The organism is Microcoleus sp. MON1_C1 (assembly GCF_036701945.1).
Classification (GTDB): Bacteria; Cyanobacteriota; Cyanobacteriia; order Cyanobacteriales; family Microcoleaceae; genus Microcoleus.
Window position 1 is genome coordinate 83,144 of sequence record NZ_JAUBRO010000005.1, and the last position, 25,976, is coordinate 109,119.

Consider the following 25,976-nt stretch of genomic DNA (forward strand, 5'->3'; position numbering starts at 1 on the left):
CAGATTTGGGAGAAAAACAGAAAGCGCTAGAGTATTACAGCCAGTCGCTTCCCCTGTTTCGGGCAGTAGGCGATCGCGGTGGGGAAGCCGTCACCCTCAACAACATCGGCGCAGTCTACTCAGATTTGGGAGAAAAACAGAAAGCGCTAGAGTATTACAGCCAGTCGCTGCCCCTGAGTCGGGCAGTAGGCGATCGCAGCAGAGAAGCCCTCACCCTCACCAACCTCGGCAATGTCTATTCAGATTTGGGAGAAAAACAGAAAGCGCTAGAGTATTACAGCCAGTCGCTTCCCCTGTTTCGGGCAGTAGGCGATCGCAACGGGGAAGCTATCATCTTCAACAATATCGGTGAAGTCTACTCAGCATTGAGAGAAACAGAGAAAGCGCTAGAGTATTACAGCCAGGCGCTGCCCCTATTTCGGGCAGTAGGCAATCGCAGGAAGGAAGCTTACACCCTCGCCAAAATCGGCGGTTTCTACTTGGAATTGGGAGAAACAGAGAAAGCGCTAGAGTATTTTAGTCAGTCGCTTCCCCTGAGACGGGCAGTAAGCGATCGCACTGGGGAAGTTTCCACCCTCAACAACATCGGCTTAGTCTACTCAGCATTGGGAGAAACAGAGAAAGCGCTAGAGTATTACAGCCAGTCGCTTCCCCTGAGTCGGGCAGTAGGCGATCGCATTGGGGAAGCTTACACCCTCACCAACATCGGCGGTTTCTACTTGGAATTGGGAGAAACAGAGAAAGCGCTAGAGTATTACAGCCAAGCGCTGCCCCTATTTCGGGCAGTAGGCGATAGGTGGGGGGAAGCTAGCACCCTCAACAACATCGGCGTAATCTACTCAGGTTTGGGAGAAAAACAGAAAGCGCTAGAGTATTACAGCCAGACCCTGTCCCTATTTCGGGCAGTAGGCGATGGCAGTGGGGAAGCTAGCACCTTTTACAGCATAGCGTCTGTCAAACGCGACCAAAATAATCTTTCCGAAGCCCTCACCGACATTGAATTTTCTCTCAAAATTATCGAAAGCCTCCGCACCAAAATAGTCAGCCCAGAACTCCGCACCTCATACTTTGCCAAAGTACAGCGATACTACGAATTCTACATCGATTTGTTAATGCAACTGCATAAAACTAATCCTAAATCCGGGTATGATCGCAAAGCCTTAGAAGCCAGCGAACGTTCGAGAGCCCGCAGTCTCCTCGAACTCCTCCAAGAAAGTAACGCCAACATTCGCGAAGGCATTTCCCCCGATTTACTGCAACAAGAAAAGAGCCTGCAACAGCAACTCGATGCCATTGAAAAGCAGCGCATCGGAACAATCAGCACCCCCAACCCCAATCAAACTAAAATCGCTGAAATCGACAAACAGCGCCTCGCACTATTGGAACAATATCAGCAACTCCAAACAAAGATTCGTACTGCCAGCCCCCGCTACGCAGCCCTAACCCAACCCCAACCTTTAACACTGCCAGAAATTCAGAAACAGATTCTCGATGAAAACACTATTTTATTGCAGTATTCCCTCGGCTCCTCCCGCAGTTATTTGTGGGTGGTGACATCAACAGGACTAACCAGCTATGAATTACCAAAACAGGTTGACATTGAAACAGCAGCTAAGAACTTTATAGAAGCAATAACTAGCCCAGTCCAAAGAAATATTCCCCAACAAGTTGCTCAAGCAAGTGCAAATTTAGGTCAAGTGATTTTACAACCCGCAGCAGCCCAATTAGGTAATAAACGCCTATTAATTGTTCCCGACGGCGTGTTGCACTATATTCCTTTCACGGCTTTAACTCTACCACAAACCGCTGGACAAAGCACCAATGTTCCCTTAATTGCCGAACATGAAATTATCACTTTGCCTTCCGCCTCAACCCTTGCCATTCTCAGGCAAAATTATGGAGAGAGAAAACCGCCAAACCGAACTCTAGCAATTTTAGCAGACCCTGTTTTCAGCCCAGAGGATGAAAGAATTAAAGGAAAAGTTACCCAAGCAACAATAGAAAAATTAGAAACCAACAACCTCGGTTTAAATCGCTCGCTGCGTGCTTCTAATCGGCAATGGCCGCCCGAACGCCTCGCATTTACCCGCCAAGAAGCCCAAACCATATCCAGCTTATTCCCCTCAGCTTCTAGCCGTCAAATATTTGATTTTGATGCCAGTCGTACTATTGCTACCGATGGCAATTTAGCCAATTATCAAATCGTTCACTTCGCCACCCACGGTCTTGCCAACAGCAAAAATCCCGAATTGTCAGGAATTGTGATGTCGATGGTAGATGACAAGGGCAATCTTGTCAATGGTTTTTTGCGTCTCACGGATATTTTTAACTTGAAACTAGCGGCAAATTTAGTGGTTTTAAGTGCTTGTCAATCGGGAATGGGACAGAATGTTAAAGGCGAAGGAATGGTGGGATTGACAAGAGGTTTTATGTATGCGGGGGCGCAGCGGGTGGCGGTGAGTTTGTGGAGTGTGGATGATGAAGGAACTGCTGTGTTAATGCAAAAGTTTTATCAAAAAATGCTGCAACAAAAGTTAGCGCCAGCGGCAGCTTTGAGGGCGGCGCAGATGGAAATGATGCAGCAGGAAAAATGGCAATCTCCCTATTATTGGGCGGCTTTTACCTTGCAAGGCGAGTGGAAATGATAGAGCACTTTTGCTGGTAAGTAAGTAGATAGCCCTTCTAGGGACACGGCAATGCCCATTGGTGTCAACTTAACGTTAAATCGACAGTCCGATAGTCCGATAGTCCGATAGTCCGACAGTCCGACAGTCCGACAGTCCGACAGTCCGACAGTCCGACAGTCCGACAGTCCGACAGTCCGACAGGGAATGAATTCCCTGTCTAATAGCTAAAGTCCTCTGAAGAGGACTAATAGACCTCTTGCAAAAATCCTTTTCATCCATTGATGGGCCGGAGAGCCCGTCCTAATTATTTTTGCCAGAGGTCTAATGAGTTTAAAAATTCGGCGTTGCTGGGCGTTGCTGAAAACAGGTAGGAATTCAGATTTCCCAATTGCTATAAAACAAGTATGGTCAGTTTTGTAACATCAAGCGAAAAGTTGATTCCTACCTGTATTCAGCAACGTCAAAAATTCATCTTCTCAGTCCTCTTCAGAGGACTTTAGCTATTAGACAGGGGTTTCAACCCCTGGCGGACTGGCGGACTAACGGGTGGGTGGGCTGACAGCTTAAGTTGACACCAATGGCCGAAGAGCCCGGAACGGGCAAGATGCCCGTTCCACAAAGAAGGAGTTTTCTTGTGGGGTGGGCCGAAGAGCCCGCCCAGAAAAGGGTTTATCGCCCGCTAGCTAAAGCCTCCCGCAATTTGCGGTCCCGCGATTTATCCCGAAGTTCGGGAGTCGCCATCCGCAACACCAAATCCAGCAACCAAGGCGCAATTCGGTGACACCAAACTGCTAGATGACTTTGCCATCCTACCAAGATTTCGGGTGCATCTTTCTGCAATCCCGCGACAAGTGCTAGGGCAACTTTTTCGGGAGTTGTGGGCACTACCCAGCGAAATTGTTCCAAGTCTCGCACCATGTCGGTATCTGTTAGAGATGGCAGCAAAGCTGTGACTCGAACATTGTACTGAGTTAACTCGCTGCGTAAAGCTTGGGTGAATCCCAAAATCGCAAATTTGGTAGCAGAATAAGTGGCCATTGTGGGCGCGGCAATTTTTCCCATTAAGCTGGAAACATTGACGATTGTTCCCTCTTTTTGAGTCGCCATTCGCCTCGCTACTAAGCGGGTAATTGTGTAGGTTCCGAGCAAATTTAAGGCAATTTCTTCCTCGATTAACGGCAGCGGGGAACGCAAGAATGATGCTTGGTGCGCGACGCCTGCACAGTTGACTAGCAGGTGAATCGGGCCGCTATCTCGCCAAGCTTGGGCGATCGCAATATTCACCGCTACTGACTGAGTTAAATCCAAAGCTAACGGCACTACTTCTGTGCCAAAAAGATCGATTTCCTCTGCCAGTTCAATTAATTGCCTGCGGTTGCGCGCCACAATCAACAAACGTTTGACTCCTTGTCTCGCTAATTCCAGGGCGATCGATCGCCCAATTCCGCGCGAAGCTCCTGTAACAAGAGCTGTTTTTCCTTGAAGTTGCATAATAGATTAAACCTTTTGGTAGATGCTCACTGCGGCACGGAGTTATGAGTTATGAGTTGTGAATTATTAGTTATGAGTTGAATGTTTTGGCGGTAACAACTCATAATTCATAATTGTTGAAAAGGCTATCTTGTTTCGATAGACCTGATTTACTTGTGGGGTTAACTCAAAACTAAAAACTTTTGAATCGCTAACGTGCGCGTGAGTTGAACTAAACTTGTGGTTTGCCAGAAATCAGTCAAATATCTGGTCTTTTAACCTCATGCCAGCAGACAAAGCTGAGATGAGAAAACAGAGTCGGAAATCATGACCAAGCGGGCTTTATTACCGCTTTTTCTTCAGTTCGCGGAGGGGGACTTTGCCTGTGTAGCCGCGAATTTATTCGCCCGGGATTGGTTATCCGCCGGGGCTTTCTTCAGTCGGCGGAGGCGAACTTTGCCTGTGTAGCCGTGAATTTATTCACCGGGGATATTCACCGCGAATTTGTCATTTACCGGGGTTCGAGAACCCCTCTTTCTTCAGTCGGCGGAGGCGGACTTTGCCTGTGTAGCCGGGAATATTCGCCGGGGATTGGTTATCCGCCAGGGCTTTATTACCCTCTTTTTTTAGTCCGCAGAGGCAGACGATATCCTGTGCAGCGGCGACTTAAAATCGCCGGGAATTCGTGCGAATTGGCACAGGATAATTGAGCAATGCAGATTATCAATTCCACACCTCCTAGATATGAGAATTTCCTATCTACACACACCTTAACAACTTGACAGAGAAGCGGCAACAATTTTTAATAAATCTTCCGCAACACTTCTTTACAATTTTCTCAGACTGCCGATTTCCAAGTGCCGTGAAAGCCCAAAGGTATGACACCGGGCAATTCTAGCTTGCAAACAGGTTCGCCGGAAAGTCCGTCGCTGTCAAATATCCAGACTTCGCTGCTGTCAGAATTGCCGTCATAAATAACTGTTACTATCCAACCTTTCTCCGAGGAAATATCTGGAACGTAGATGGGCTCTGTGGGATAGCGATTTTCGCCCAAGTCGGCAATTGTGAGATTGCGGCTTTGCGTGTCAAAACGGGCGATCGCACCGTAAGATTCCGCTACAATATCAACGTCAGGCTGATACATTGCCAGATAAATATATCGCGAGTCTTGCCCTATTTCTGAAGCAGGTACGATCGGAAACTCGCAAGATTGATCCAGCAATTCTTCGGCTGCTGTCACTTGGCCAGTTTGAGGATTGAGATGCACCCGCCACAGAGTCCCCTCCGCGTCGGTGCGAGTTTCACCTGTCGCTACTTCTTTCAGTCGCTGATTAATTTGAAAGTCAGCGAAGCGCACAAAATCAACCGCTACCGAACCATCTTCCTTCACAAAACCGTTAGCAAAATGCCACTGAAACCAAGAATCGGTTTCGCCGCGACTAACTAAAGATAGAGTTTCCGAGTCAATAACTAAGATCTGGGTTCCTAACTCGGGTTTCCATTCCAAAGAGTCGCTGTAACTGCTAATTCCAGCTAACACTGGTAAAAATTTTACTCGTACTGGTGGCACAAAAAATATTAGATACTTTCCAGCCAAAACAAAATCGTGGAGCATAGGAGCGCCATCTAAAGCAACAGTTGCTTGTTGCACAATTTTGCCTGTAGGATCGCTTTTATACAGATTCAACTTTGTACTGGCACCATGTGTCATTCCAAAGTTAAAAATATAGCCAGTAATCGGGTCGCGCTTGCAGTGAGCGGAATAAGAAGATCCACGCTCTAAACTTCCTAAATCGTCCGTTCCGCGAGTTTCCAAGGTTTGCAAATCGAGGCTGTGAGGCCAGCCACCTTCCCACAAAGCTAAAAGGCGATCGGGCAAAGCTAAAACAGAAGTATTGGCAGCATTTTTCACAGATTTAGTCCACCGCAACCATGCAGGCCCCGGTGCTGTCATGCCGTAATTAGGGTAGAGAAATTTATCAGCTTTTTCCTCAGCTTGGTATCCCGCTGTTTCCACGTAGCGATAAACAGCCGCAGCACCCGCATCGGTAAAATGTACAGCCAAAATTGCACCATCGCCATCAAACCAGTGTCCCGCATCCATGCCGCCGCGTTGCAAACGTGCGGGCCCGTTACGGTAGAGAGTGCCTCGCAATCCTGCGGGAATTTTACCGCTTTTAACGGATAACTGAGTCAGGGGAAATTCCGCAGCCGGACGAGCTAAAGCGTGAGCCCAGGATTTTTTAGCTGAGATTTTAGTGTCTATTTTCATTGGAAACTCGCAATTTTCAACTGATATGACAGAAGTTTTCCTATACAATTATAGCAAAAATTAACTAACAGCTATGACTCTCCGCCGCCGTGCTCTGCTCACAACTTTTGGGCTGACTGCTATTGGTACTCAGCTTTTGCCGTTAGCGAAGCCCTCGAATAGGAGCGCGCAAACCAACCTATCTCCCAAAAGTGCGATCGTTAAGCCCCGCCGCCTGCAAGTTGGCGATACTATAGCTTTAATCAATCCTGCAGCTTTCAACTACAAAAAAGAAATCGAGGATTTTTTTAAAGTTATCGAAAAGCTGGGATTAAAAGTTAAACTGGGAGAGCATTTTTACGACCGCTACGGCTATTTAGCAGGCAAGGATGCCGATCGCGCCGCCGATGTCAACGCAGCCTTTGCCGATGACTCAGTGCGAGCTATTTTTACCGGGATGGGCGGCTGGGGCTGCGGTCGGATATTGCCGCTCCTGGATTACAATATTATCGGCAACAATCCCAAAATTATTATGGGATTTAGCGATATTACTGCGCTGTTATTGGCGATTTATGCTAAAACTAATAGAGTTACTTTTCACGGCCCTTTAGGTGCGTCAACTTGGAGTCCCTTTACAGTGGATTACGTCAAAAAAGTTTTGTTTGACGGAGGTTCGGTGACGATGCAAAACTCCAAAAGCGTGCAAGTTCAAACAATCGGGCGCGGCACAGCTAGGGGTAAACTAATCGGCGGCAATTTATCAGTAATCGCAGCAATGGTGGGTTCTGCATATTTACCGCCGTGGGAAAACAGTATTTTGTTTGTTGAGGAAGTTGGCGAAGAAGTTTATCGCATCGATAGAATGTTGACGCAGCTCAAATTAGCGGGCATTCTCGATAAAATATCAGGTTTTATTTTCGGACAGTGTACCAAGTGCGAAGCTGAAAAACCCCAAGAATCCCTAACCTTACCTCAAGTCTTGTCCGACCACATTCGCCCTTTGAATATTCCCGCGTGGTACGGTTCAATGGTGGGACATATGCGGGAGCAGTTCACTTTGCCGATCGGTCAAGAAGTCGAAATCGACGCTGACTCTGGTACAATCAGATTATTAGAATCTGCTGTCAGCTAAATCTTAAACTCTTCTGGATATTACCGAGGCAGAGCCTCCGGATCTGCGTTCCCAGGCAGAGCCAGGGAACGAGAAATAAATTTAAACACAAAATCAGAAATATCGTGAAAAAAACCGCACAATTAATTAAACCCTTAACAGTAATAATTTTGACAATTCTTTGCCTGTTGCCGCTCAATGCCTGTGCAGCAGCAAGTAAAACCGCAAATGGCGACGCCATTTACCAGCAGCGAACAGTCCACAATCCCGACGGCATCGGCAAATTTTACATGGGTCGAGAAATTGCCCAAGTCATGGGATATCAAGGCGCTGGTTGGCTGGAAAGACCGTCTCGCGGCATGGAAGAAAAATCAGCTCGATTAGTCAACAATCTCGATTTAAAACCAACCGATATTGTAGCAGACATTGGAGCGGGAACGGGATATATTAGCTTTCGCATCGCTCCCTTAGTTCCACAAGGAAAGGTTTTAGCAGTTGACGTGCAGCCGGAAATGATTAATTTTATTAAAGTGAATAAACAAGAAAAAAATATTGCTAACGTTGAGCCAGTTTTGGCGAGTATCGACAATCCGAATTTGCCGGAAAATAGCGTAGATTTAGTTGTGATGGTCGATGCTTATCACGAATTTGCATATCCCAGAGAAATGATGCAAGGAATTGTGAAAGCACTCAAACCGGGAGGCCGCACGGTATCGATCGAGTATCGGGGCGAAAATCCGCTGATTCCCATTAAAGGTTTGCACAAAATGACGCAGAAGCAGGTGAAAAAAGAAATGGCGGCCGTCGGTTTAGTATGGAAAGAGACAAAAGATATGTTACCCCAGCAGCATTTGATGGTGTTTGAGAAACCATCTCAAATTTAGCAGCCAAACAGAGCGATTATATACCATTTTTACTCCTTTTTGTCAAGGTACAAAAGACGTATTTTTGAGGCGTGCGGGCGCTCGGTCACACATACTAAGCCTTAAGTAACCCTTAAGATAGACATTTTACTAAAAATACCATTTACAATTAAAAATTGATAACCCAGAGGCGCTTCCTTCATTTTTCAAGCGAAGAAGTGTCGCTATTAAGAAGTACCAGCGTGAACATTCCAAGTTCCATCCTCACCATGCTCGCCGGCATCGTAGTGACTCTGATCAGTCTCTGGTACGGGCAGAATCACGGTTTACTGCCGATCGCCGCCTCTAATGAAGCATCCGAGATAGACGCACTATTCAATACAATGATGACCATTTCCACTGGATTATTTATCATGGTCCAGGGAGTGCTAATCTTTGCTGCAATTAAATATCGCCGCCGTCCAGGAGACAACACAGATGGGCCGCCTTGGCATGACAACTTTCCCTTAGAAATTCTTTGGACAGCCGTGCCGGCGGTGATTATTTTAGGAATCGGAGTCTACAGTTTTGAGATTTACAACTCAATGGGAGGCCTCGATCCGATGGGCAATCACGACCACGGCACCATGCAAGCGCACTCTAAAATGCGGGGAAGTGCGATCGCAGCCACACTCTCAGATACACCCCAAAAAACTCCTCAAATTCCGTCTCAAAAACTCGTTGCTTTAGGCGTAGGTGCTTCCCCTGAAAATGAAGACAAACCAGCAGACTTAGTTGTAAATGTCATGGGTTTGCAGTACGCCTGGATATTTAGCTATCCAGAAAGCGGCGTTAGTTCCGGCGAACTGCATATGCCAGCCAACCGCGACGTACAGCTAAATATCTCAGCCCAAGACGTGCTGCACGCATTTTGGCTGCCGGAATTTCGCCTCAAACAAGATGCAATTCCCGGGCGGCCGAGCGAACTGAGATTTACAGCAACTAAAACCGGCGAATACCGGGTGGTTTGTGCTGAATTGTGCGGCGCTTATCACGGAGCGATGAAAGCTGTAGCAGTCGTTCACACGCCAGAAGAATTCGACACTTGGCTGCAAAGCCAGCAAGTTGCTAGCAGTCAAAACTTAGAGCAAGCAGTTGCAGTCAATCCTGGGGAATTGTCAGACGGTGAATTTTTGGCTCCCTACGTCAGGGAAATAAAAATTAATTCCGAAACCCTAGAACAACTTCACCCAACTCATCACTAAAAATAGTCATTAGTTCCTGGCACTGGGTCTTTAATCTTGAGCTAATAACTAATGACTAATAACTAATGACTAATAACTATGACACAAGCACAGTTCCAAGAAAGTGCCAACACTGAGGCTCGCGGAACAGCGCCCGCTGATAGACATTGGCGCGACTACTTCACTTTTAATACCGACCACAAAGTCATCGGTATTCAATACCTAGTCACAACATTTATTTTCTATCTAATCGGCGGCGTGATGGCCACTTTGGTGCGAACAGAACTCGCCACCCCCGACTCCGATTTTGTCCCGCCCGAACTCTACAACAGTTTATTTACTGTTCACGCGACGGTGATGATCTTCCTGTGGATCGTACCCGCCGGAGCCGGATTTGCTAACTTTTTGATCCCCTTAATGATTGGGGCAAAAGACATGGCATTTCCCAGACTGAATGCCCTTGCCTTTTGGCTAATTCCCGTAGGCGGCGTGTTGCTGTTGAGCAGTTTTTTGGTAGGAGCTCCACAGGCGGGTTGGACTTCCTATCCGCCTTTGAGCTTAGTTACTGCTCAAGCCGGGGAAGAAATTTGGATTCTCAGCGTTTTGATTCTGGGAACTTCTTCGATTTTGGGGGCGGTTAATTTTGCCGTTACCATCTTTACCATGCGGGTTCCGAGCATGGGTCTCAATGATATGCCTTTGTTTTGCTGGGCGATGATTGCGACTTCAGCGCTCACTTTGATTGCTACTCCAGTGTTAGCCGCAGCTTTGATTTTGCTGTCGTTTGACTTGTTAGCAGGAACGGCATTTTTTAACCCGACCGGCAACGGCGATCCGATCGTCTACCAGCATTTATTCTGGTTTTATTCGCACCCGGCAGTTTACATTATGATTATGCCCTTTTTCGGGGTGATTTCAGAAGTTTTGCCGGTGCATTCGCGCAAGCCAATTTTTGGTTATTTGGCGATCGCATATTCCAGTCTCGCCATCAGCTTTTTGGGCTTGATCGTGTGGGCGCACCATATGTTTACCAGCGGTACTCCCGGCTGGCTGCGGATGTTTTTTATGATCACCACTATGATCATCGCCGTACCAACAGGGATTAAAATATTTAGCTGGTTGGCAACTATTTGGGGAGGAAAACTCCGGCTTGTCAGCGCGATGCTATTTGGGATGGGTTTTATCTCAACATTTGTCCTCGGCGGCATCACCGGGATCATGGTGGCTTCCGTACCTTTCGACATTCACGTTCACGACACTTATTTTGTCGTCGCTCACCTACACTACGTGCTGTTTGGCGGATCAGTGTTTGGAATTTACGCTGCTTTTTACCACTGGTTCCCCAAAATGACGGGGCGGATGATTAATGAATTTTGGGGTAGAGTTCACTTTGTTTTAACCTATGTGGGCTTTACTGTAACTTTCTTGCCGATGCACGCTTTGGGGATGCAAGGAATGCCTCGGCGGGTGGCAATGTACGACCCGAAATTTACCACAATTAATGTCATTTGTACTGTCGGTGCTTATATGCTGGCAGTGTCTACGATCCCGTTTATCATTAATGTGATTTGGAGCTGGAGATACGGCCCGAAAGCAGGTGACAATCCTTGGCAAGCTTTGAGTTTGGAATGGATGACGACTTCGCCACCCCCCATCGAAAATTTTGAAGGAGTGCCGGTATTGGCAACTGGGCCTTACGATTACGGCATGGAAAAAATTCAGAATACAGGGGAACGTCTCAGGCTCAAGCTGAGGGAAAATGCCACCCGCAACGCCCAGAAAACAGGTATTCCTCTTGCGGAGGCTCAAGCTTCAACTTTCTTGGGCCGTACTGCAACTTTGGTCGCTCCTGAATCCGAGGTAAATGTTGATTCTCCTGCTGATGAAAGTCAAGATGGCGAATAGTTATTAGTCATCAGTCATTAGTCATTGGGCATTGTTGACTGTTGACTGTTGACTGTTGACTGTTGACTGTTGACTGTTAACTAATGACTGATGACTAATGCCAACTGCCAACTGCCAACTGACAAGTGACAACTGACAAGTGACAACTGACAACTGACTTCTTCATTACCAATTTCTTATGCAAATTCCAGCGATCGATCCGGCAAAAACAGCCCTGAATTACCACCACGAGGGCGAAGTAGAAGCACACGGTGTCGAGCATCCCGACCACCGAATGTTAGGGGTAATTGTGTTCCTGTGCGCTGAAGGCATGATATTTTTCGGTATGTTTGCCGCGTATTTGATTTATCGGGCGATGGCCCCCGCGTGGCCTCCTGAAGGTACGCCCGAGCGCGAGTTATTGCTGCCGGGAATCAATACGGTAATTCTGATTGCTAGCAGTTTTGTTATTCACAATGCGGATACTGCAATCAAAAAGAATGATGCCGCCGGAATGCGGAATTGGTTGCTCGTAACTATTGCTATGGGCGCAGTTTTCTTGTTCGGTCAGGTTTACGAATACGCTCATTTAGAGTTTGGCTTGACGACTAATTTGTATGCCAGTTGCTTTTACGTTTTGACTGCTTTTCACGGCTTGCACGTAACGTTGGGAGTGCTTTTGATGGTGGCGGTGGTGTGGCGATCGCGCGCGCAAGGTCATTATTCTAGCGAGCACCACTTCGGAATCGAAGCGACTGAGATTTACTGGCACTTTGTGGATGTGATTTGGATTGTTTTGTTTTTGCTGCTGTATATTTTGTGATCCCAGAGGCTTTGGGGCCTCTGCCACAAGAGATTTGTATGACCCCCAACTGGGGGTTTTTTTATTGTTTGGAGAGTGCGATCGACTTTCATTCACCCTCTCACAGCCGATCGCGCTAAACTAAAAGTAGCAATTCTCCTATCCAGCAGCATTGAGAAAATTATGCAGTGCGAATTGTGCGATCGACAAATGGAAGCATTAACCGCCCATCACCTCATCCCCAAACAAAACACCAAACGGAAAAACGAAGATCCAAGCCCGACAATCGACATTTGCTCCGCTTGTCACCGCCAGATTCACTCTCTATTTGAGAACAAACACCTCGCCCAAGAGCTCAACACCGTGGAAAAGCTCAAAAATGACCCTGAGCTCCAGAAATTTCTATCTTGGATTAAGAAACAAAAAACCGACAAACGCATTCAAGTACGCGGCAAAAAAGCTTGATCGCAGGGCCAGAACTCAGATATATAGTCCTGGACGCAGTTACTGTCTGAGGCCCGGTTTCTTCATTAATTTTTCGTTCCCTAACCCCAAATTTTGCAGAGAAACCCGGTTTGTTTGCGTAAATCCTAGTATAGTGATTTACTTATTAGTAACAAGCTGCCAACAATTCTCATGAACCTCACCTCCCTCGAACTCGCAAAAGACCGAGCGCGCATCTACAAAAACTACCTCCAAATGGAAATAGATGCCAAAGCTAACATAAACAAACTAGCTTTTTTAGACCGGGGAATTGAAAAATCACCTTACCAAAAAGAAATTAAAAACTATCCCGAGTATCTCAAACAGAAACCCGACGGCTTAAAAGTAATTAGCTATATTCCCGGACCCAATAATCCCCTCAAACTTACCCCCTTTCCCAGCCTGGGAGAACTACCTCAAATTAACTCTCAAGCTTTAAATTTTCTCCACGCAGACATCAAAGAAGCCTGCGTTTGCATTGGTAGTTTTGTAGACGGCAAAATTCAGGCGCAGTGGCTGGGAAAAAACGCACTTACCAATGCTGAGCAGTGGAGTGCCACTAAAATTATCGCACTCCTTAATATCGTCAGTCAACTAAATAGCAAATATCCCGACTGCGACATTGACAACTGCGTTGTTAGAGATGGTAACGGGCAAAAACACGATTATTATTTTTACGATGTAGCAAAAGACATGATTAACTATGCCTCCAATATCGGAAGTTCAAACTCCTTAGCTGCGATGTTCAAACGCTTCGATACTCGCATAGGACTAGAGCAATGGCTGAAGAGCGCTACTGGCAATAATGACCTAATTTTTCGCGGCGATTACGGCGAAAATCCTTATCTCACCAACCCAAAAATATTCGATCTCACCAAAAAACAAGTGCTTTTAAGTGCCGCAGTAAACAGCACCAAACAAAAAAATTCCGTATCTGCTTATGACTTGACCAGGCTGATTTCAATGTTAGGATGGCACTTCCACATCGAACAGCGATCGCGCATGAAAGCATCTCAGTGGAACAGCTTAGAAAGCATTGTCAGAGCAATGGGACACGACAGCGCTCGATATGTGGACGTAGCAATTAAAACTTTGGGGATGGATAGCCTTATCACTTCTCCAGTAATTATCTCAAAATTGGGTTACGGACTGAGCGCGATCAGGGGAACCCTAGAAACAGTTTATGTGGCTTTAGTGCGGTTTGTTGACGAGCGGCCCAAGGCGGCGGGAAAGCCGGCAAAACTCAGAACTTTAGCCATGAGTTTGCGGGCAGAAAAAGCTGTAGGCAGTTCCAGCAATGTCGATCGCTTGGCGATCGAACTCGACGCCAGATTTTGCGCCGAAGTCACGGAAATTCTCCGCCGGTTGTTTGCGGAAGAATTTTAAACGCGGGCGATCGACTAATTAGAAAGTCGGTGAAACTTGCGGTAAAGCATCCTCTCCACCGGCTTTCCTCCCCGCAAATGTTGCTCAGTTATTGCCGCAACTTCTTCAGGGCAAACGGCCTTGTACCAAACCTCTTCTGGCAGCACCAACACCATCGGCCCGTTGCCGCACTGTCCCAAACAACTGCTAGCAACAACTTCAACTTCTGAGGGCGACAATTTCTGAAAAGCTGCCAGTACCTTTGCTGAATTTTGCTTGCGACAAGTGCGGTTTTGACAAACAAGAACTTGCCTAGAAGATTCTGTGATTTTCATGTTTTTTTACTTGACCTTCTACTACATATATGCTATTTTTTTATCAGGGGAATAGGTGCGGCCATATATACTCGAATTCTAACGGGTTCCCAGGCAGAGCCGGAGAACAGATTTCCAGAGAAAGAGCCTTGGTTGCACAGGAAAATTCGAGGCCGATCCTGGTAACGAGTAGAGTTGGATAAAATTATTGTGGGGTGGGCGTCCCGCCCGCCCGAAAAATACAATTTAGATGCGGGACAGCTTAAGACTTCAGCGCAACCTACGGTTAATCTGGTGACAAACCTTTGGAAGCCAACCATTGTCGATCGAACAAACGCGACTGATACCGAGCCCCGCCGTCGCAGAGTACCGTAACAATCGTATGTCCAGGCCCCATTTGCTTCGCTAAAGCCACGGCCGCCGCCACATTAATCCCCACAGAACCGCCCATAAACAGCCCTTCTTGCCTCAGCAGTTGGTAAATCACCCGGACAGCTTCAGTATCGTCAATTTGAATGGCGTCGTCTACCGGGGCATTCTCCATATTTGCAGTCACGCGAGTGGTGCCAATTCCCTCAGTAATCGAACTGCCTTCGGTCTTAATTTCTCCAGTTTTGAAATAACTGTAAAGCCCGCTGCCCATCGGGTCTGCCAAGACAATTCTCACAGCAGGATTTTTTTCTTTCAAAAACATTCCTACGCCAGCAAAAGTTCCGCCGGTACCAGTAGCTGTTACCCAAGCATCAATTTTACCGTTTGTTTGTTCCCAAATTTCCGGGCCAGTTGTCTCGTAATGAGCTCGGCGATTGGCTAAATTGTCAAACTGATTTGCCCAGACTGCATTCTCCATTTCCGAAGCCAATCTTCCCGACAATTTGACATAATTATTCGGGTCTTTGTAAGGAACAGCGGGAACAGTCCGAACTTCAGCGCCCAAGGTTTTCAAAGCATCGATTTTTTCTTGAGATTGGTTATCGGGAATCACGATCAAACATTTGTAACCTTTAGCGTTGCAAATGTGGGCCAAACCGATGCCAGTATTGCCGGCAGTGCCTTCAACAACGGTGCCGCCCGGTTTGAGCAAGCCTTTTTCTTCTGCGTCTTTGATGATGTATAAAGCGGCCCTATCTTTAACGGAACCGCCGGGATTTAGAAACTCTGCTTTGCCGAGAATTTCGCAGCCTGTTTCATCGCTGAAGCTGTTTAAGCGAATTAGTGGTGTGTTGCCGATTGTGCCTACAAAGCCGTTTTTAATATCCATATTTTTGGCGTGTGTGTATCCTATGATTAATTTTTACAATAAGTTGATATTTATTGCTACCACTTTTACCAAATCTTGCTCATATTGAGTATGAATCCCGGCAAAACGGGGTCGCCGCTGACTGTCGCGGGATTCTCCAAACATTCCTCTGGCAAACCAGGACGATAGATGTAAACTCGGCGATTTTTGCGGTCTATAAGCCAGCCTAACTGCACTCCAGGTTCTCTCATATATTCTTGCATTTTGTCTTGCAAGGGCTTGAGATTGTCAGAAGCAGACCTCAGTTCTACTACAAAATCAGGGCAAATCGGGGCAAACTTTTGCTTTTGTTCTGGTGACAAAGCATTCCACCGTTCCAGTTTAATCCACGAGGCATCTGGAGACTTGTCACCCATTGAAAGCTTAAATCCCGTACTGGAGTCAAAACAGATACCAGTTCCATCTTGCCCGGCCCAAATATACAACTCTCCAAACACGCTACCGCTGCGATTTCCCGTCTCCGAACCAGTAGGAGGCATAATTAGCAATTCTCCCGATTTGTTGCGTTCAATGCGTAACTCACTATTGATTTGACAGAACTCGAAAAACTCGTCGTCTGTCATTTGCAATTTTGGCGGTATTCGCAACACAATTGTTGATGACAGCATTTGGCCTTTCCTCAAATCTAAAGTGTTTACACAAGATTGCACAATTTCTTTGTTTGTAGTGAGGACTAAAGTCCTCAAAAATCAGGATTAAGGACTCAAGTCCTCACTACAAGCTGGTTTTACGCGCGAATTATAGAGGTAAGGTGTGCAGTGCACACCTTACAGAATTAGGTTATGCGTCCAGGAATGTTAAACCTATTTATTCGGCTGAGGAGTCATCCGCAAATAAGGCTTAATCGGCGTATAACCTTTAGGAAATTTCTCTTCCAACTCTTTCGGGTCGGTAATCGAAGGTACGATTACGCAATCGTCGCCGTCTTTCCAATCAACCGGAGTCGCAACGCTGTATTTATCGGTAAGTTGCAAGGAATCAATTACTCGCAAAATTTCATTAAAATTCCGACCAGTGCTAGCCGGATAAGTAATGCTCAAACGCAATTTCTTTTCCGGGTCAATCACAAAAACTGTGCGGATTGTTAAGTTGTTCAGCGAGTTGGGATGGATCATGTCGTAAATGTCGGAGACTTTACGATCGCCATCTGCTAAAATCGGATAATTGAGGGTGACATTTTGAGTTTCCTCAATATCTTTAATCCAGCCCATGTGAGAATCCACATCATCGACGCTGAGGGCAATGGTTTTGACGCCACGCTTTTCAAATTCAGACTTTAGACGGGCCACTGCACCGAGTTCTGTGGTGCACACTGGAGTATAGTCTTTCGGGTGAGAAAACAACACGACCCAGCTATCGCCGGCCCAGTCGTAGAAATTGATTTCGCCTTCCGAGGAAGCTTGGGTAAAGTTGGGAACTGTATCGCCTAATCGCAGAGTCATAACTGATTTCCTCTAATTTTATTTAAGGACTGTTCCTTATCATGCCATAATTGCCCGGTTTCTCGATCGAGCTGTAAAGGATTCTAAACTTTTTGGTCGATCGATCGGCAATTCCACTACTGTAATGTATGTGTGGCTTCTAACGCTAAATTTTCTTGCTATGCTTTACTTTCTGCTGAAGGCAATACAGCCTATTTTAGTCCCGCTGTGTTTTGTGTCCGCCTGGGGTTTAGTTTTTTTGCTGTGTTTCAGTGTCGGGCGTGCTGTCACCGACTCCCTGCGTCGAGCTCAGCGGATGCACCAAATCCCTTGTGCTAACTGCGTATTTTTCACCGGCGACTACCACCTCAAGTGTCCCGTTCAGCCTACTATAGCTTTATCTGAAGATGCGATCGACTGTCCTGATTATCGAGGGCATTCGGGAATTTACGGTTGAAAAATCCGACCGCTGCTTTACATATTTCTTAACATCTCTGGCTCTTTAGACCTCTCCAGAAAAGAATTATGCGTCATTTAAAACCCTTGGTGGAGACAAGGAGATCGCGTCTATACATAAATTAAATTCGGCGAGGTCTGATGAATTGCCTCTACATAAACAGGATGTGCTCTTTTAAACAAGACCTGAGTTCGACGGAGACTAAAAAGGCCCCATTCCGAAGGCAGAAGGCAGAGATAAAGAATCAGCCCCTATTTGACTACTAAGTTGGCTAACTGCGCTGACTCCAGGGAGATTTATTGCTGTGGAGCCGATCGCATAATTCTGCTTGGTATCGAACCCCATCAACTCAGAAACAGTCCCTAAGTCTGTTATGAAAGCACTGCTGTCGCGAGTTTCGACACTCATGTTATCTCTCGACACCGCAGAGATCGCACCACCATCAGTCAGAATATCATCTAGCGACTGCGATCGCCTGGGAGTTTCATTATCCAAAGCCAACCCAAAAGCCAATATTTGAGTAAACTGGGTAGCGCTAAAATTATTGTCGCTCACTAGCACTAAAGATTGCTGTCCGTTCGGCAACACTGGCCCCAAAGTCATCCCTTCAACATTATCCAAACCTGTCGGCAAACCCAGGCTGTCAAAATTGATCAGCAAACGTTTCTCAACGGGTCGGACAGTATTAATGTTAATAGCATTCAGCGAATTAATGCCGCTGATATCGCTGGCTCCGTTGAGCCGTACTTCGTAGAGGTTGATGGTATTTCCCGTGCCAGGTGCGCCTGCTGAAAAAGAGCGTTCTAGTGCTAAGAAAGTGCCGCGATTATCTAAGGCTAACAGTTCCACTAAACCGTTGGTACTAAAAGCTGTCTCTGGAACTGCTGGAACTGCCACTGGGTCAGTTACATACAGAAATTCTTGTTCCGGCTGTCCTGTGGTTAAATTGTATTTGAGAATGCGCGATCGCGAACCGGTATTAGTTGTTGCGATCGGCCCATCTTGCACTAAAGCATTCTCCGTTGCTGTAAACAAGAATTTCCCATCAGGAGTAATTGTCAGGTTTTCAAAAGCTAAATTGTTGCGAACTCCCGCTGTTGGTGCATCTGCTGGGCCTATAACTGGTACAAACTTTGAGGGCACGGGTAATTGTCTCAACTGGCTACCTGTCCCTAAAGCAAACTCGTTGACAAATGGACTCTGAAGTCTACCAGCCAAGTTACTGACTTCGCCTTCTGAGGACACAAACACAGTGCCGTTACTCGTTAAACCGATGCCTTCCGGGTCGAGAGTATTAGTAGCAAAAGGTTGATTGTTTTGGTTGAGCAGAGTTGTCACCCCAGAGAAATTAATCCCGGAACTAGACAGCGAACCAGAACTTAAATCGATATTGAGAGTATAGAATCGGGCCGAATTTCTGTCCGAACGATCGTCAGAAATACTGTAATAGCGGTTGTTAATTTGGTCGTAATCAATGCCAGAAAGTCCGCCGACTTGAGTTCCTTCTACAGTGACGGAACCTGTTGGATAAGTAGCTTGTCCGATGAAGTTGATATTTCTGACACTGGTGCTGGGAGAGCGATCGCCAACAGCAATATCTGCCCAAACTAAACTGTGGTCAGAAGTAGGAGTATTTTCCGCATTTTGGCGATCGCCCACTAATCTGTACAGCGGATCTGTCGTCAAAGGCCAAAATACCGCAGCATCATTAATTGGCAAGTCAGCAGACGGCAAAACATAATCAACTCGCAGATTTCCCGAAGCCGTTCCCGCATCTCCAAAATCCGCCGTATCAAAAGCCGGATTGCCTTTTTGGTTGACATTATTACCGCCGTCTGCTACTTGTTGAATTCCGCCTAAACTTGCAGGAATTGCGCTAGTGACTCCTGTATTTACTCGCGAGTTATTTAGCAACTGCAAAATCGCATTGTTAAAACTATCCCCATCAACAGGATCGGCATTTTGGTCGCCCATAATTACGAAACTAGCATTGGGGGCAAGTCCGCCAACAGTGCGGCGATCGTCGTAAATATAACTACCTTTGCCGGGAGTAACGTAATCTGCCCAAAAGCGAATTTCATCATGATTTCGCCTGCCGTTCCTGTCTTCAGGGCCGTCAAATACAGGCGGGGTCGGATGACTGACTAAGGCGTGAACAATCTCGCCGTTGATATTAATTGGTACGTCCCAGTGACTCTTGGACGAAAGGCGAAATGCGTTTAATTCAGCAGGCGAGTAATAGTCATTTGCTGCGGGGGTAGACGAGTCATCCGGCAATAATGCTCCCGGCATATCTTTCCAAAGGAAGTTTTGGAAGGTGCGAATATTGGCAGTATCAATGGGATATTTTGAGTACACAGCCATTCCGTATTGTCCGGGAAAATCCCCAAATCCGAAAGCGTCGTTGCCGTATCCGTTTGCGCCAATTTGTGTGACAGAGGAACCGTTGTTGTCTAAATCTAAACCTGAAGCAATGCCAGTGTTAGAAGGCGCAGTATAGCGAAAGGGATAATTAACAGGAGTTGCGCCATTTTGACTGACAGACAGATAGTTTTGCTGAAACAAATTTAGGGCTGTGCTGCTGCTGTCGTAGTCAAATTCGTTAATTAACAAAACATCTGGATTTACGCGCTGAATTGTTTCAGCGACATTCTTTGCTTGCTGGTTGTTGGGAGTTGAAAGGTCTGTAATTAACCGACCGGCACTACTGCGATTCAAAGAAGCGTTGAAGCTAGAAAAGCGAACTCCCGGAACTGGGTTTTGGGCCACAGTGAAATCTCCTGCATCGAAGGAGTTGACTCCCTCCAAAATCGCTAGAAATTCGTTAGTTCCTGTATCTCGGATCACAATACTGTTGCTGAAATTACCCGTACCTTGAGAAATTTCGATATTTGCCGGGGAGATGCCGCTGAGACTGATTAAGTCTTGACCTTTAACAAAATCGGTGATGAGGTCAGCATTTTCTAGTTGGGAACCGCCAGTAGTGCGTGTTCCTATCCGCCCGATCGCGAAAATATCTTTACCGCCACCGCCAGTCAAAATATCGCGATCGAGCTCGCCGGAGAGAAAATCGTCTCCTTCGCCACCTTGAAGGGTATCGCGGTTTCGACCGCCGTAGAGTGCGTCATTTCCCGAATCGCCCAATAAAAAGTCATTGCCTGAATTGCCAAAAAGCCGATCGTTTCCTTCCCCAGAGGAGATGGCGTCATCGCCCCCCAACCCTGAAATTAAGTCCGCTGCGATCGTCCCGCTTAATGTGTCATTCCCTGATGTGCCGTTAATTGCTGCCACGTTAAGTCACTCCTCTATACCGCTGAAGTCAAATATTTTTGGCTTTGCGAGTATAGTCTCACGCTAGGATTAAAGACTGATTATTTATTTGTTAAAAACTGGCGCACTTTCCTTCATTGAGTCGATCGAACCCGACAGCATAGATGAATGTGATTTTTATGTCTTTACTTCCAATTTGGGACACCTGATAATGCCCATTTACCACAAACTCCTAGACTTAAATTTAAATTAACCTTTCCTTTACAAAGATTGTGTAGAGTATTCGAGGGTTCACTGTTTCTAGCTACTTAGAAACAATCTAGCTGGGTTCACGACTCAAATTTGTAGCGAGGGTAACAAGGTATTTTTAAATCAGACACTAAGGGTACTCTGCTACTGGCTATCACCTTAGCCAAAAGTCTTTATCTAAAGAAGTCGTTCGTGCTGCATCGTCTTTAGCCTGACTGTTTAGTCAGGTTAGATTCGTCGTGAATCGGACATTCTCAGGGCAAATCAGTCCCCTGGTTTGAAACCTAAAACATCTTGAGGATAAGCGATCGCCGTCCAGGCATCCTTAAAGTGAAGATAGCGTTTTCCTGTGCGATCGTCGCCCACCAACTCAACAAAATTCCACAGTAATCAAAACAGGTTTTACCAACCAATGGCACCCACATATCACGACCTTCTTATCGGTTCGCTAACACAGGATTGGTCAAACAAAAGTCTCATCACGGTTAATGATGACTGGTCCGGTATCCCAAGTATTGATGGTTTTCGCGGAGATGAACTAACAGGCGCAACGGGAACAGATCCACAAACCATTGTTGCCGACGGTACATCGCCCATTGATGTCAACGCGAATCAGACCAATCCCAACACCTTTAACACAGGTGGTGTTGCTGAATTTGAGATCGCGAACCCCGTTGTTGCCCTTACTGGTTCCGGTACAGCAGATGCCCCTTTTTTGCTGATTTACCTCAACACTGTCGGCGTTACGAACATCAACGTCTCCTTCAATCTCCGCGATGTGGATGGTTCTATCGATAACGCTGTTCAACCAGTCGCTTTGCAATACCGCGTCGGGACATCCGGCAATTTTATTAATATCCCTGCTGGCTACGTTGCAGACGCCAGCACTGGTCCAAGTTTAGCAACCGAAGTCACACCAGTTAATGTCACCTTGCCAGCAGGAGCACAGAATCAATCTCAAGTTCAACTCCGGATCATCACAACTAACGCTGCTGGGAATGATGAGTGGATCGGGGTTGATGACATCAGCATCACAGGTACTCCTGGTGGTGGCGAACCCACAACAACAGTCACACTTCAGGCAACAGACGCAAACGCAGCAGAGGCAGGGCAAGAGCCAGGGACGTTTAGAATTACGCGCACAGGTGACACGAGTGCGGCCCTGAGCGTTAACTACACCGTCGCCACTGGTACGGGTCAGGCGACCAACGGCACGGACTATACGCCGAATTTGACTGGGATTGCCACCATTGACGCGGGGCAATCCTTTGTCGATTTGGCGATCGCACCCGTAGACGATAGTGCAGTCGAAGGCAATGAAACCGTCACGCTCAACCTAGTCGATACCAGCGACTATGACCTCGGTGGTTCGAGCGCGGCGACAGTGACCATTGCAGATAACGATGTGCCACTGACCCGCATCCGTGACATTCAAGGAACCGATCACATCTCCCCCCTTCTTACCTCTGCAACGGATCGAGTCGGTGTCTTCAATGTTGCCGGAATCGTTACCGCCAAAGCTTCTAACGGATTCTACCTCCAAGATCCTACACCCGATGCCGACGCGGCAACATCTGAGGGGATTTTTGTCTTCACAGGCACAAGCTCCGCAGGCTCAGCCATTCTCAACAGTGTCAGCCTCGGTAGTGCTGTTCTCGTCACGGGTACTGTGAGTGAGTTTCGTCCTGGAGCGAATAACCTCACGACTACCCAGATTAGTAACACCTCGACTCAAGCTCTAAGCGTTACCCCCTGGACAACTGCGCCCACAACCACGATTACCCCTATAAGCGTCAATCCTCCCACATTAGTCATCAACAACGACTTCTCTACGGCTAACCCTGGCAACGTGGAAACAGGCGGTGATTTTGAGCCTGCTACTGAAGGCATTGATTACTATGAAAGCCTCGAAGGAATGCTAGTACAGGTCAACAATCCTGTAGCAGTTAGTCCGACAAACAATTTTGGGGAGATTTGGGTACTTGATGACAATGGCGCAGATGCCACCGGGCGGACAGCTCGTGGGGGTAGCCTGATCAGCCCTAATGACTTTAACCCAGAACGCATTCAGATTGATGATGATCTGATTCGTCCTGGCTCTTCGTCTCCCTTGGTAGATGTCGGAGCCCAACTCGACACAGTGACCGGGGTGATCGGCTACAACTTCAACAACTACGAAGTGCTGGCAACTTCCCCCATCACTGTTGATAGTCCTAGTCCATTAGAGAAGGAAGTCACTACCCTAAACCCAGTTGATGACAAGCTGACGGTCGCTACCTTTAATGTGGAGAACTTAGACCCTGGTGATGGGGCTACCCAGTTCAATGCCTTGGCTCAACGCATCGTTACGAACCTGCAATCACCGGACATCATTACCCTAGAGGAGATTCAAGACAATAACGGTCCGACTAACGATAGCGTTGTTGATGCTGCCATCACTTACAACACCTTGATCGCAGCGATTAAGGCGGCAGGCGGCCCGACTTATGAGTTCCGTCAGATTAATCCAACTGATGACCAGGATGGCGGTGAACCGGGGGGGAATATCCGCGTCGGTTTTCTATTTAAGCCAGAACGGGTCACGTATGTAGATCGTCCGGGTGGGACAGCCACAACGCAAACCACTGTAAATAATGTTGGTGGCGACCCGCAGCTTTCCTTCAGTCCGGGTCGGATCGTTGACACCGATCTCTCGGATGGTGACGCCTTCGCAAATAGCCGTAAGCCTTTGGTCGGGGAGTTTCTGTTCAACGGTCACAAGCTCTTCGTGATTGGAAACCACTTCAATTCCAAGGGTGGCGATCAGCCCCTCTTTGGACCAAACCAGCCCCCAGTCCTCACGAGTGAAGTCCAACGCCGCCAGCAAGCGCAGATTGTTAACAACTTTGTAGATAGCATCCTCGCCGCCGACTCTACGGCAAATGTGATTGTTTTGGGTGACTTGAATGACTTTCCGTTCTCTGAACCCCTGAACATCCTCAAAGGGACACCGGGTGGTGTGGGTACACCAATCTTAAACAACCTGATCGAAACCCTACCGGCAAATGAGCAGTACACCTACAACTTCCAAGGCAACGCGCAGGTTTTGGATCACATCTTGGCGAGCAATACGCTGTTTAATAATTTAGATGAGTTTGATGTTGTTCATATCAACTCTGAGTTTGCGGATCAGGATAGTGACCACGACCCCAGTGTGGCTCGCTTCACCCTTCCTCAGTATGTAGGGACACAAAAAAATGATTCGTTTACGGGCACCGCTTTGAATGAAGTCATTACTGGTGGTGAAGGTGGGGATAAGCTTACGGGTGGCGGTGGTAGCGATCGCTTTGTCTACACCAACATTGAAGATTCGGGAGACCGGATTGAGGACTTTATCACTGGCACTGATAAAATTGGTATCACCCAGTTGCTCGATAGCTTGGTTCCTGGCGGCTATAACGGCACAAACGCGATCGCGGATGGTTATGTGCAGTTGGTTCAAAGAGGTGGCAAAGTTGTCCTCCAGATCAATCAAGATCGCTTTAGTGATGACAACAAATTCAAAAATTACATTACTGTCGAAAACGTTCTGGCTGCCGATCTGAGCGCTCTGAACAACTTTGTGTTTTAGGGGTGTTTGGTTGAGCAATCTTAGAAAAGTAAGCATAAGTGCTTTGTATTAGCATTTCTACAGTAGGAAATCATCCAAACGATTGCTCAACCAGCTCCAAGGCATAATACTCCTCTGATAAACTCCCTTTCTAGACATCTATAAGGTTTAGGAATGGAGTTTTCAGTAGCTCAAATCCACTGGGTCACGTCTACAGCAAGCAGCTCCAAGTGCTACTGCTCCTACTACAGCTAACGGGACTTAAACAATGAAATAAGAATAGATAGCTTATAATTTATAGAGGATAGTGCTTTTTACGTCAAGCTACACTCCTGAAAAAAAACCACGCCCGACGCCATGCCCCCATGCTTTGAGAACAGCCATATCTTATAGATTTGTCCGTTGCGTGCAAAATAATGGTGACGTATTTGCCACACACATACCAAGTTTGGGCTTGAAATTTATTTAAGTCTCAACCCGTTTAGGGATATTAAAATGTCTAACTCCCAATAGGTGCGATAGTTTTGCTTCGTTAAAGTGCAATTAAATAAAAAAAATGAATTAAAAGGGTTGATTAAATAGGCTTGTTTCTATTAATTAATCTTCTCTCGCCCGATCGCCTGTTCCGTTTGTGGCTGTTTGACACCTGCGGTCAAACAGCTACAAACGTTTCAATCCAACAATTGGGGGATTTTTCCAGATGTCTTTTCAATTAAACTGATGTTGTGGTAAAGAGATTTTCAGGAGATGGGAAAGAATGCTAATTCAAAAGCTAAATGCCTGCGACGAGTTTATTGCTGGCGACGGTACTCAACTGCGAGAATTACTGCATCCAGACAAACAAGCTGTGGATTTGCGTTACAGTTTAGCCCACGCCGCTTTGCCACCGGGACAAACTTCTGCGCTGCACTCCCTGACAACTTCTGAAGTTTATTACATCCTCAGCGGCGTTGGAGAAATGCACATCGACGACGAAAATCAATTTGTGGAAGCCGGAGATGCAGTTTACATTCCGCCAAACGCCAAGCAGTTTATTTACAACTGTGGCACGGAGCCCCTAATATTTATTTTTATCGTCGATCCCGCGTGGCGGAAGGAAGACGAGACAATTTTCCAGTAATTTTCTAGTGTTTCTCCTTTTATGCTCGTTACCCGGCTCTGCCCGGTAACGCCTATCTAGAAGCTCTGCCTCTACTGAAAAAAACATCACAAACCGAAAATCTCTTTTAACAACAACAGCACCCAGCCATATGTACCGAGTGAATTCCTCTTTTTTAAACTTCGATGTGGAGTTGCA

The 25,976-nt window shown here is 46.7% G+C and carries 18 protein-coding genes; 11 read left to right on the forward strand and 7 right to left on the reverse strand.

The window, feature by feature from the left end; all coding sequences use genetic code 11:
• The coding region (locus QUA62_RS04260; RefSeq protein WP_333402584.1) for a CHAT domain-containing protein at positions 1-2,645 on the forward strand (2,645 nt) is incomplete at its 5' end.
• A 651-nt stretch (positions 2,646-3,296) separates the two neighbouring features.
• Here the strand turns inward: QUA62_RS04260 and QUA62_RS04265 are convergent.
• A complete protein-coding gene (locus tag QUA62_RS04265) occupies positions 3,297-4,118 on the reverse strand; it encodes an SDR family NAD(P)-dependent oxidoreductase (RefSeq protein WP_333402586.1) in 822 nt (273 codons plus the stop codon).
• 817 nt (positions 4,119-4,935) lie between these two features.
• Entirely contained in the window at positions 4,936-6,369 is a 1,434-nt protein-coding gene (locus QUA62_RS04270) for a carotenoid oxygenase family protein (RefSeq protein ID WP_333402587.1), read from the reverse strand.
• A 73-nt stretch (positions 6,370-6,442) separates the two neighbouring features.
• On the opposite strand from QUA62_RS04270, the gene QUA62_RS04275 reads away from it, so the two are divergent.
• From QUA62_RS04275 to QUA62_RS04305, 7 genes are all read left to right on the forward strand, one after another.
• The gene (locus tag QUA62_RS04275; protein ID WP_333402589.1) at positions 6,443-7,480 is read left to right on the forward strand and encodes an LD-carboxypeptidase; all 1,038 of its coding nucleotides are present in this window, start codon (positions 6,443-6,445) and stop codon (positions 7,478-7,480) included.
• Between the two features lie 104 nt (positions 7,481-7,584).
• Positions 7,585-8,343, forward strand: coding sequence for a class I SAM-dependent methyltransferase (locus tag QUA62_RS04280; protein ID WP_333402591.1), 759 nt, complete (start codon positions 7,585-7,587; stop codon positions 8,341-8,343).
• Between the two features lie 221 nt (positions 8,344-8,564).
• A complete protein-coding gene (locus QUA62_RS04285; protein ID WP_333288737.1) occupies positions 8,565-9,566 on the forward strand; it encodes a cytochrome c oxidase subunit II in 1,002 nt (333 codons plus the stop codon).
• Between the two features lie 78 nt (positions 9,567-9,644).
• Positions 9,645-11,450: a cytochrome c oxidase subunit I gene (gene ctaD, locus QUA62_RS04290; protein WP_333288739.1), complete on the forward strand. Its 1,806-nt coding sequence runs from the start codon at positions 9,645-9,647 to the stop codon at positions 11,448-11,450.
• 178 nt (positions 11,451-11,628) lie between these two features.
• On the forward strand, positions 11,629-12,252 hold the full coding sequence (locus tag QUA62_RS04295; protein ID WP_333402593.1) for a heme-copper oxidase subunit III: 624 nt from the start codon (positions 11,629-11,631) through the stop codon (positions 12,250-12,252).
• Between the two features lie 75 nt (positions 12,253-12,327).
• The gene (locus QUA62_RS04300) at positions 12,328-12,696 is read left to right on the forward strand and encodes an HNH endonuclease (protein ID WP_333402595.1); all 369 of its coding nucleotides are present in this window, start codon (positions 12,328-12,330) and stop codon (positions 12,694-12,696) included.
• Positions 12,697-12,867: 171 nt separating this feature from the next.
• Positions 12,868-14,100, forward strand: coding sequence for a hypothetical protein (locus QUA62_RS04305; RefSeq protein ID WP_333402597.1), 1,233 nt, complete (start codon positions 12,868-12,870; stop codon positions 14,098-14,100).
• Positions 14,101-14,114: 14 nt separating this feature from the next.
• Here QUA62_RS04305 and QUA62_RS04310 read toward each other — a convergent pair whose 3' ends face one another.
• The 4 genes from QUA62_RS04310 to QUA62_RS04325 form a co-directional block, all read right to left on the reverse strand.
• Complete coding sequence (locus tag QUA62_RS04310; protein ID WP_333402599.1) at positions 14,115-14,414, reverse strand: (2Fe-2S) ferredoxin domain-containing protein; 300 nt, start codon at positions 14,412-14,414, stop codon at positions 14,115-14,117.
• Between the two features lie 265 nt (positions 14,415-14,679).
• Entirely contained in the window at positions 14,680-15,654 is a 975-nt protein-coding gene (locus tag QUA62_RS04315; RefSeq protein ID WP_333402601.1) for a cysteine synthase A, read from the reverse strand.
• A gap of 65 nt (positions 15,655-15,719) precedes the next feature.
• Positions 15,720-16,301 (reverse strand): Uma2 family endonuclease, encoded by a 582-nt coding sequence (locus QUA62_RS04320; protein WP_333402603.1) that lies wholly within the window; start codon positions 16,299-16,301, stop codon positions 15,720-15,722.
• A 195-nt stretch (positions 16,302-16,496) separates the two neighbouring features.
• Positions 16,497-17,135, reverse strand: a complete 639-nt coding sequence (locus QUA62_RS04325) for a peroxiredoxin (protein WP_006632618.1) — start codon at positions 17,133-17,135, stop codon at positions 16,497-16,499.
• 160 nt (positions 17,136-17,295) lie between these two features.
• On the opposite strand from QUA62_RS04325, the gene QUA62_RS04330 reads away from it, so the two are divergent.
• Positions 17,296-17,571: a hypothetical protein gene (locus QUA62_RS04330; protein ID WP_190661292.1), complete on the forward strand. Its 276-nt coding sequence runs from the start codon at positions 17,296-17,298 to the stop codon at positions 17,569-17,571.
• 201 nt (positions 17,572-17,772) lie between these two features.
• On the opposite strand, the gene QUA62_RS04335 is transcribed toward QUA62_RS04330, so the two are convergent.
• Positions 17,773-20,862, reverse strand: a complete 3,090-nt coding sequence (locus QUA62_RS04335) for an esterase-like activity of phytase family protein (RefSeq protein ID WP_333402605.1) — start codon at positions 20,860-20,862, stop codon at positions 17,773-17,775.
• Positions 20,863-21,868: 1,006 nt separating this feature from the next.
• Here QUA62_RS04335 and QUA62_RS04340 point away from each other — a divergent pair.
• Together QUA62_RS04340 and QUA62_RS04345 are read left to right on the forward strand one after the other, a co-directional pair.
• Positions 21,869-24,700 (forward strand): endonuclease/exonuclease/phosphatase family protein, encoded by a 2,832-nt coding sequence (locus tag QUA62_RS04340; protein ID WP_333402607.1) that lies wholly within the window; start codon positions 21,869-21,871, stop codon positions 24,698-24,700.
• 736 nt (positions 24,701-25,436) lie between these two features.
• Positions 25,437-25,799 (forward strand): cupin domain-containing protein, encoded by a 363-nt coding sequence (locus tag QUA62_RS04345; RefSeq protein ID WP_333402609.1) that lies wholly within the window; start codon positions 25,437-25,439, stop codon positions 25,797-25,799.
• Positions 25,800-25,976: the final 177 nt, after the last annotated feature.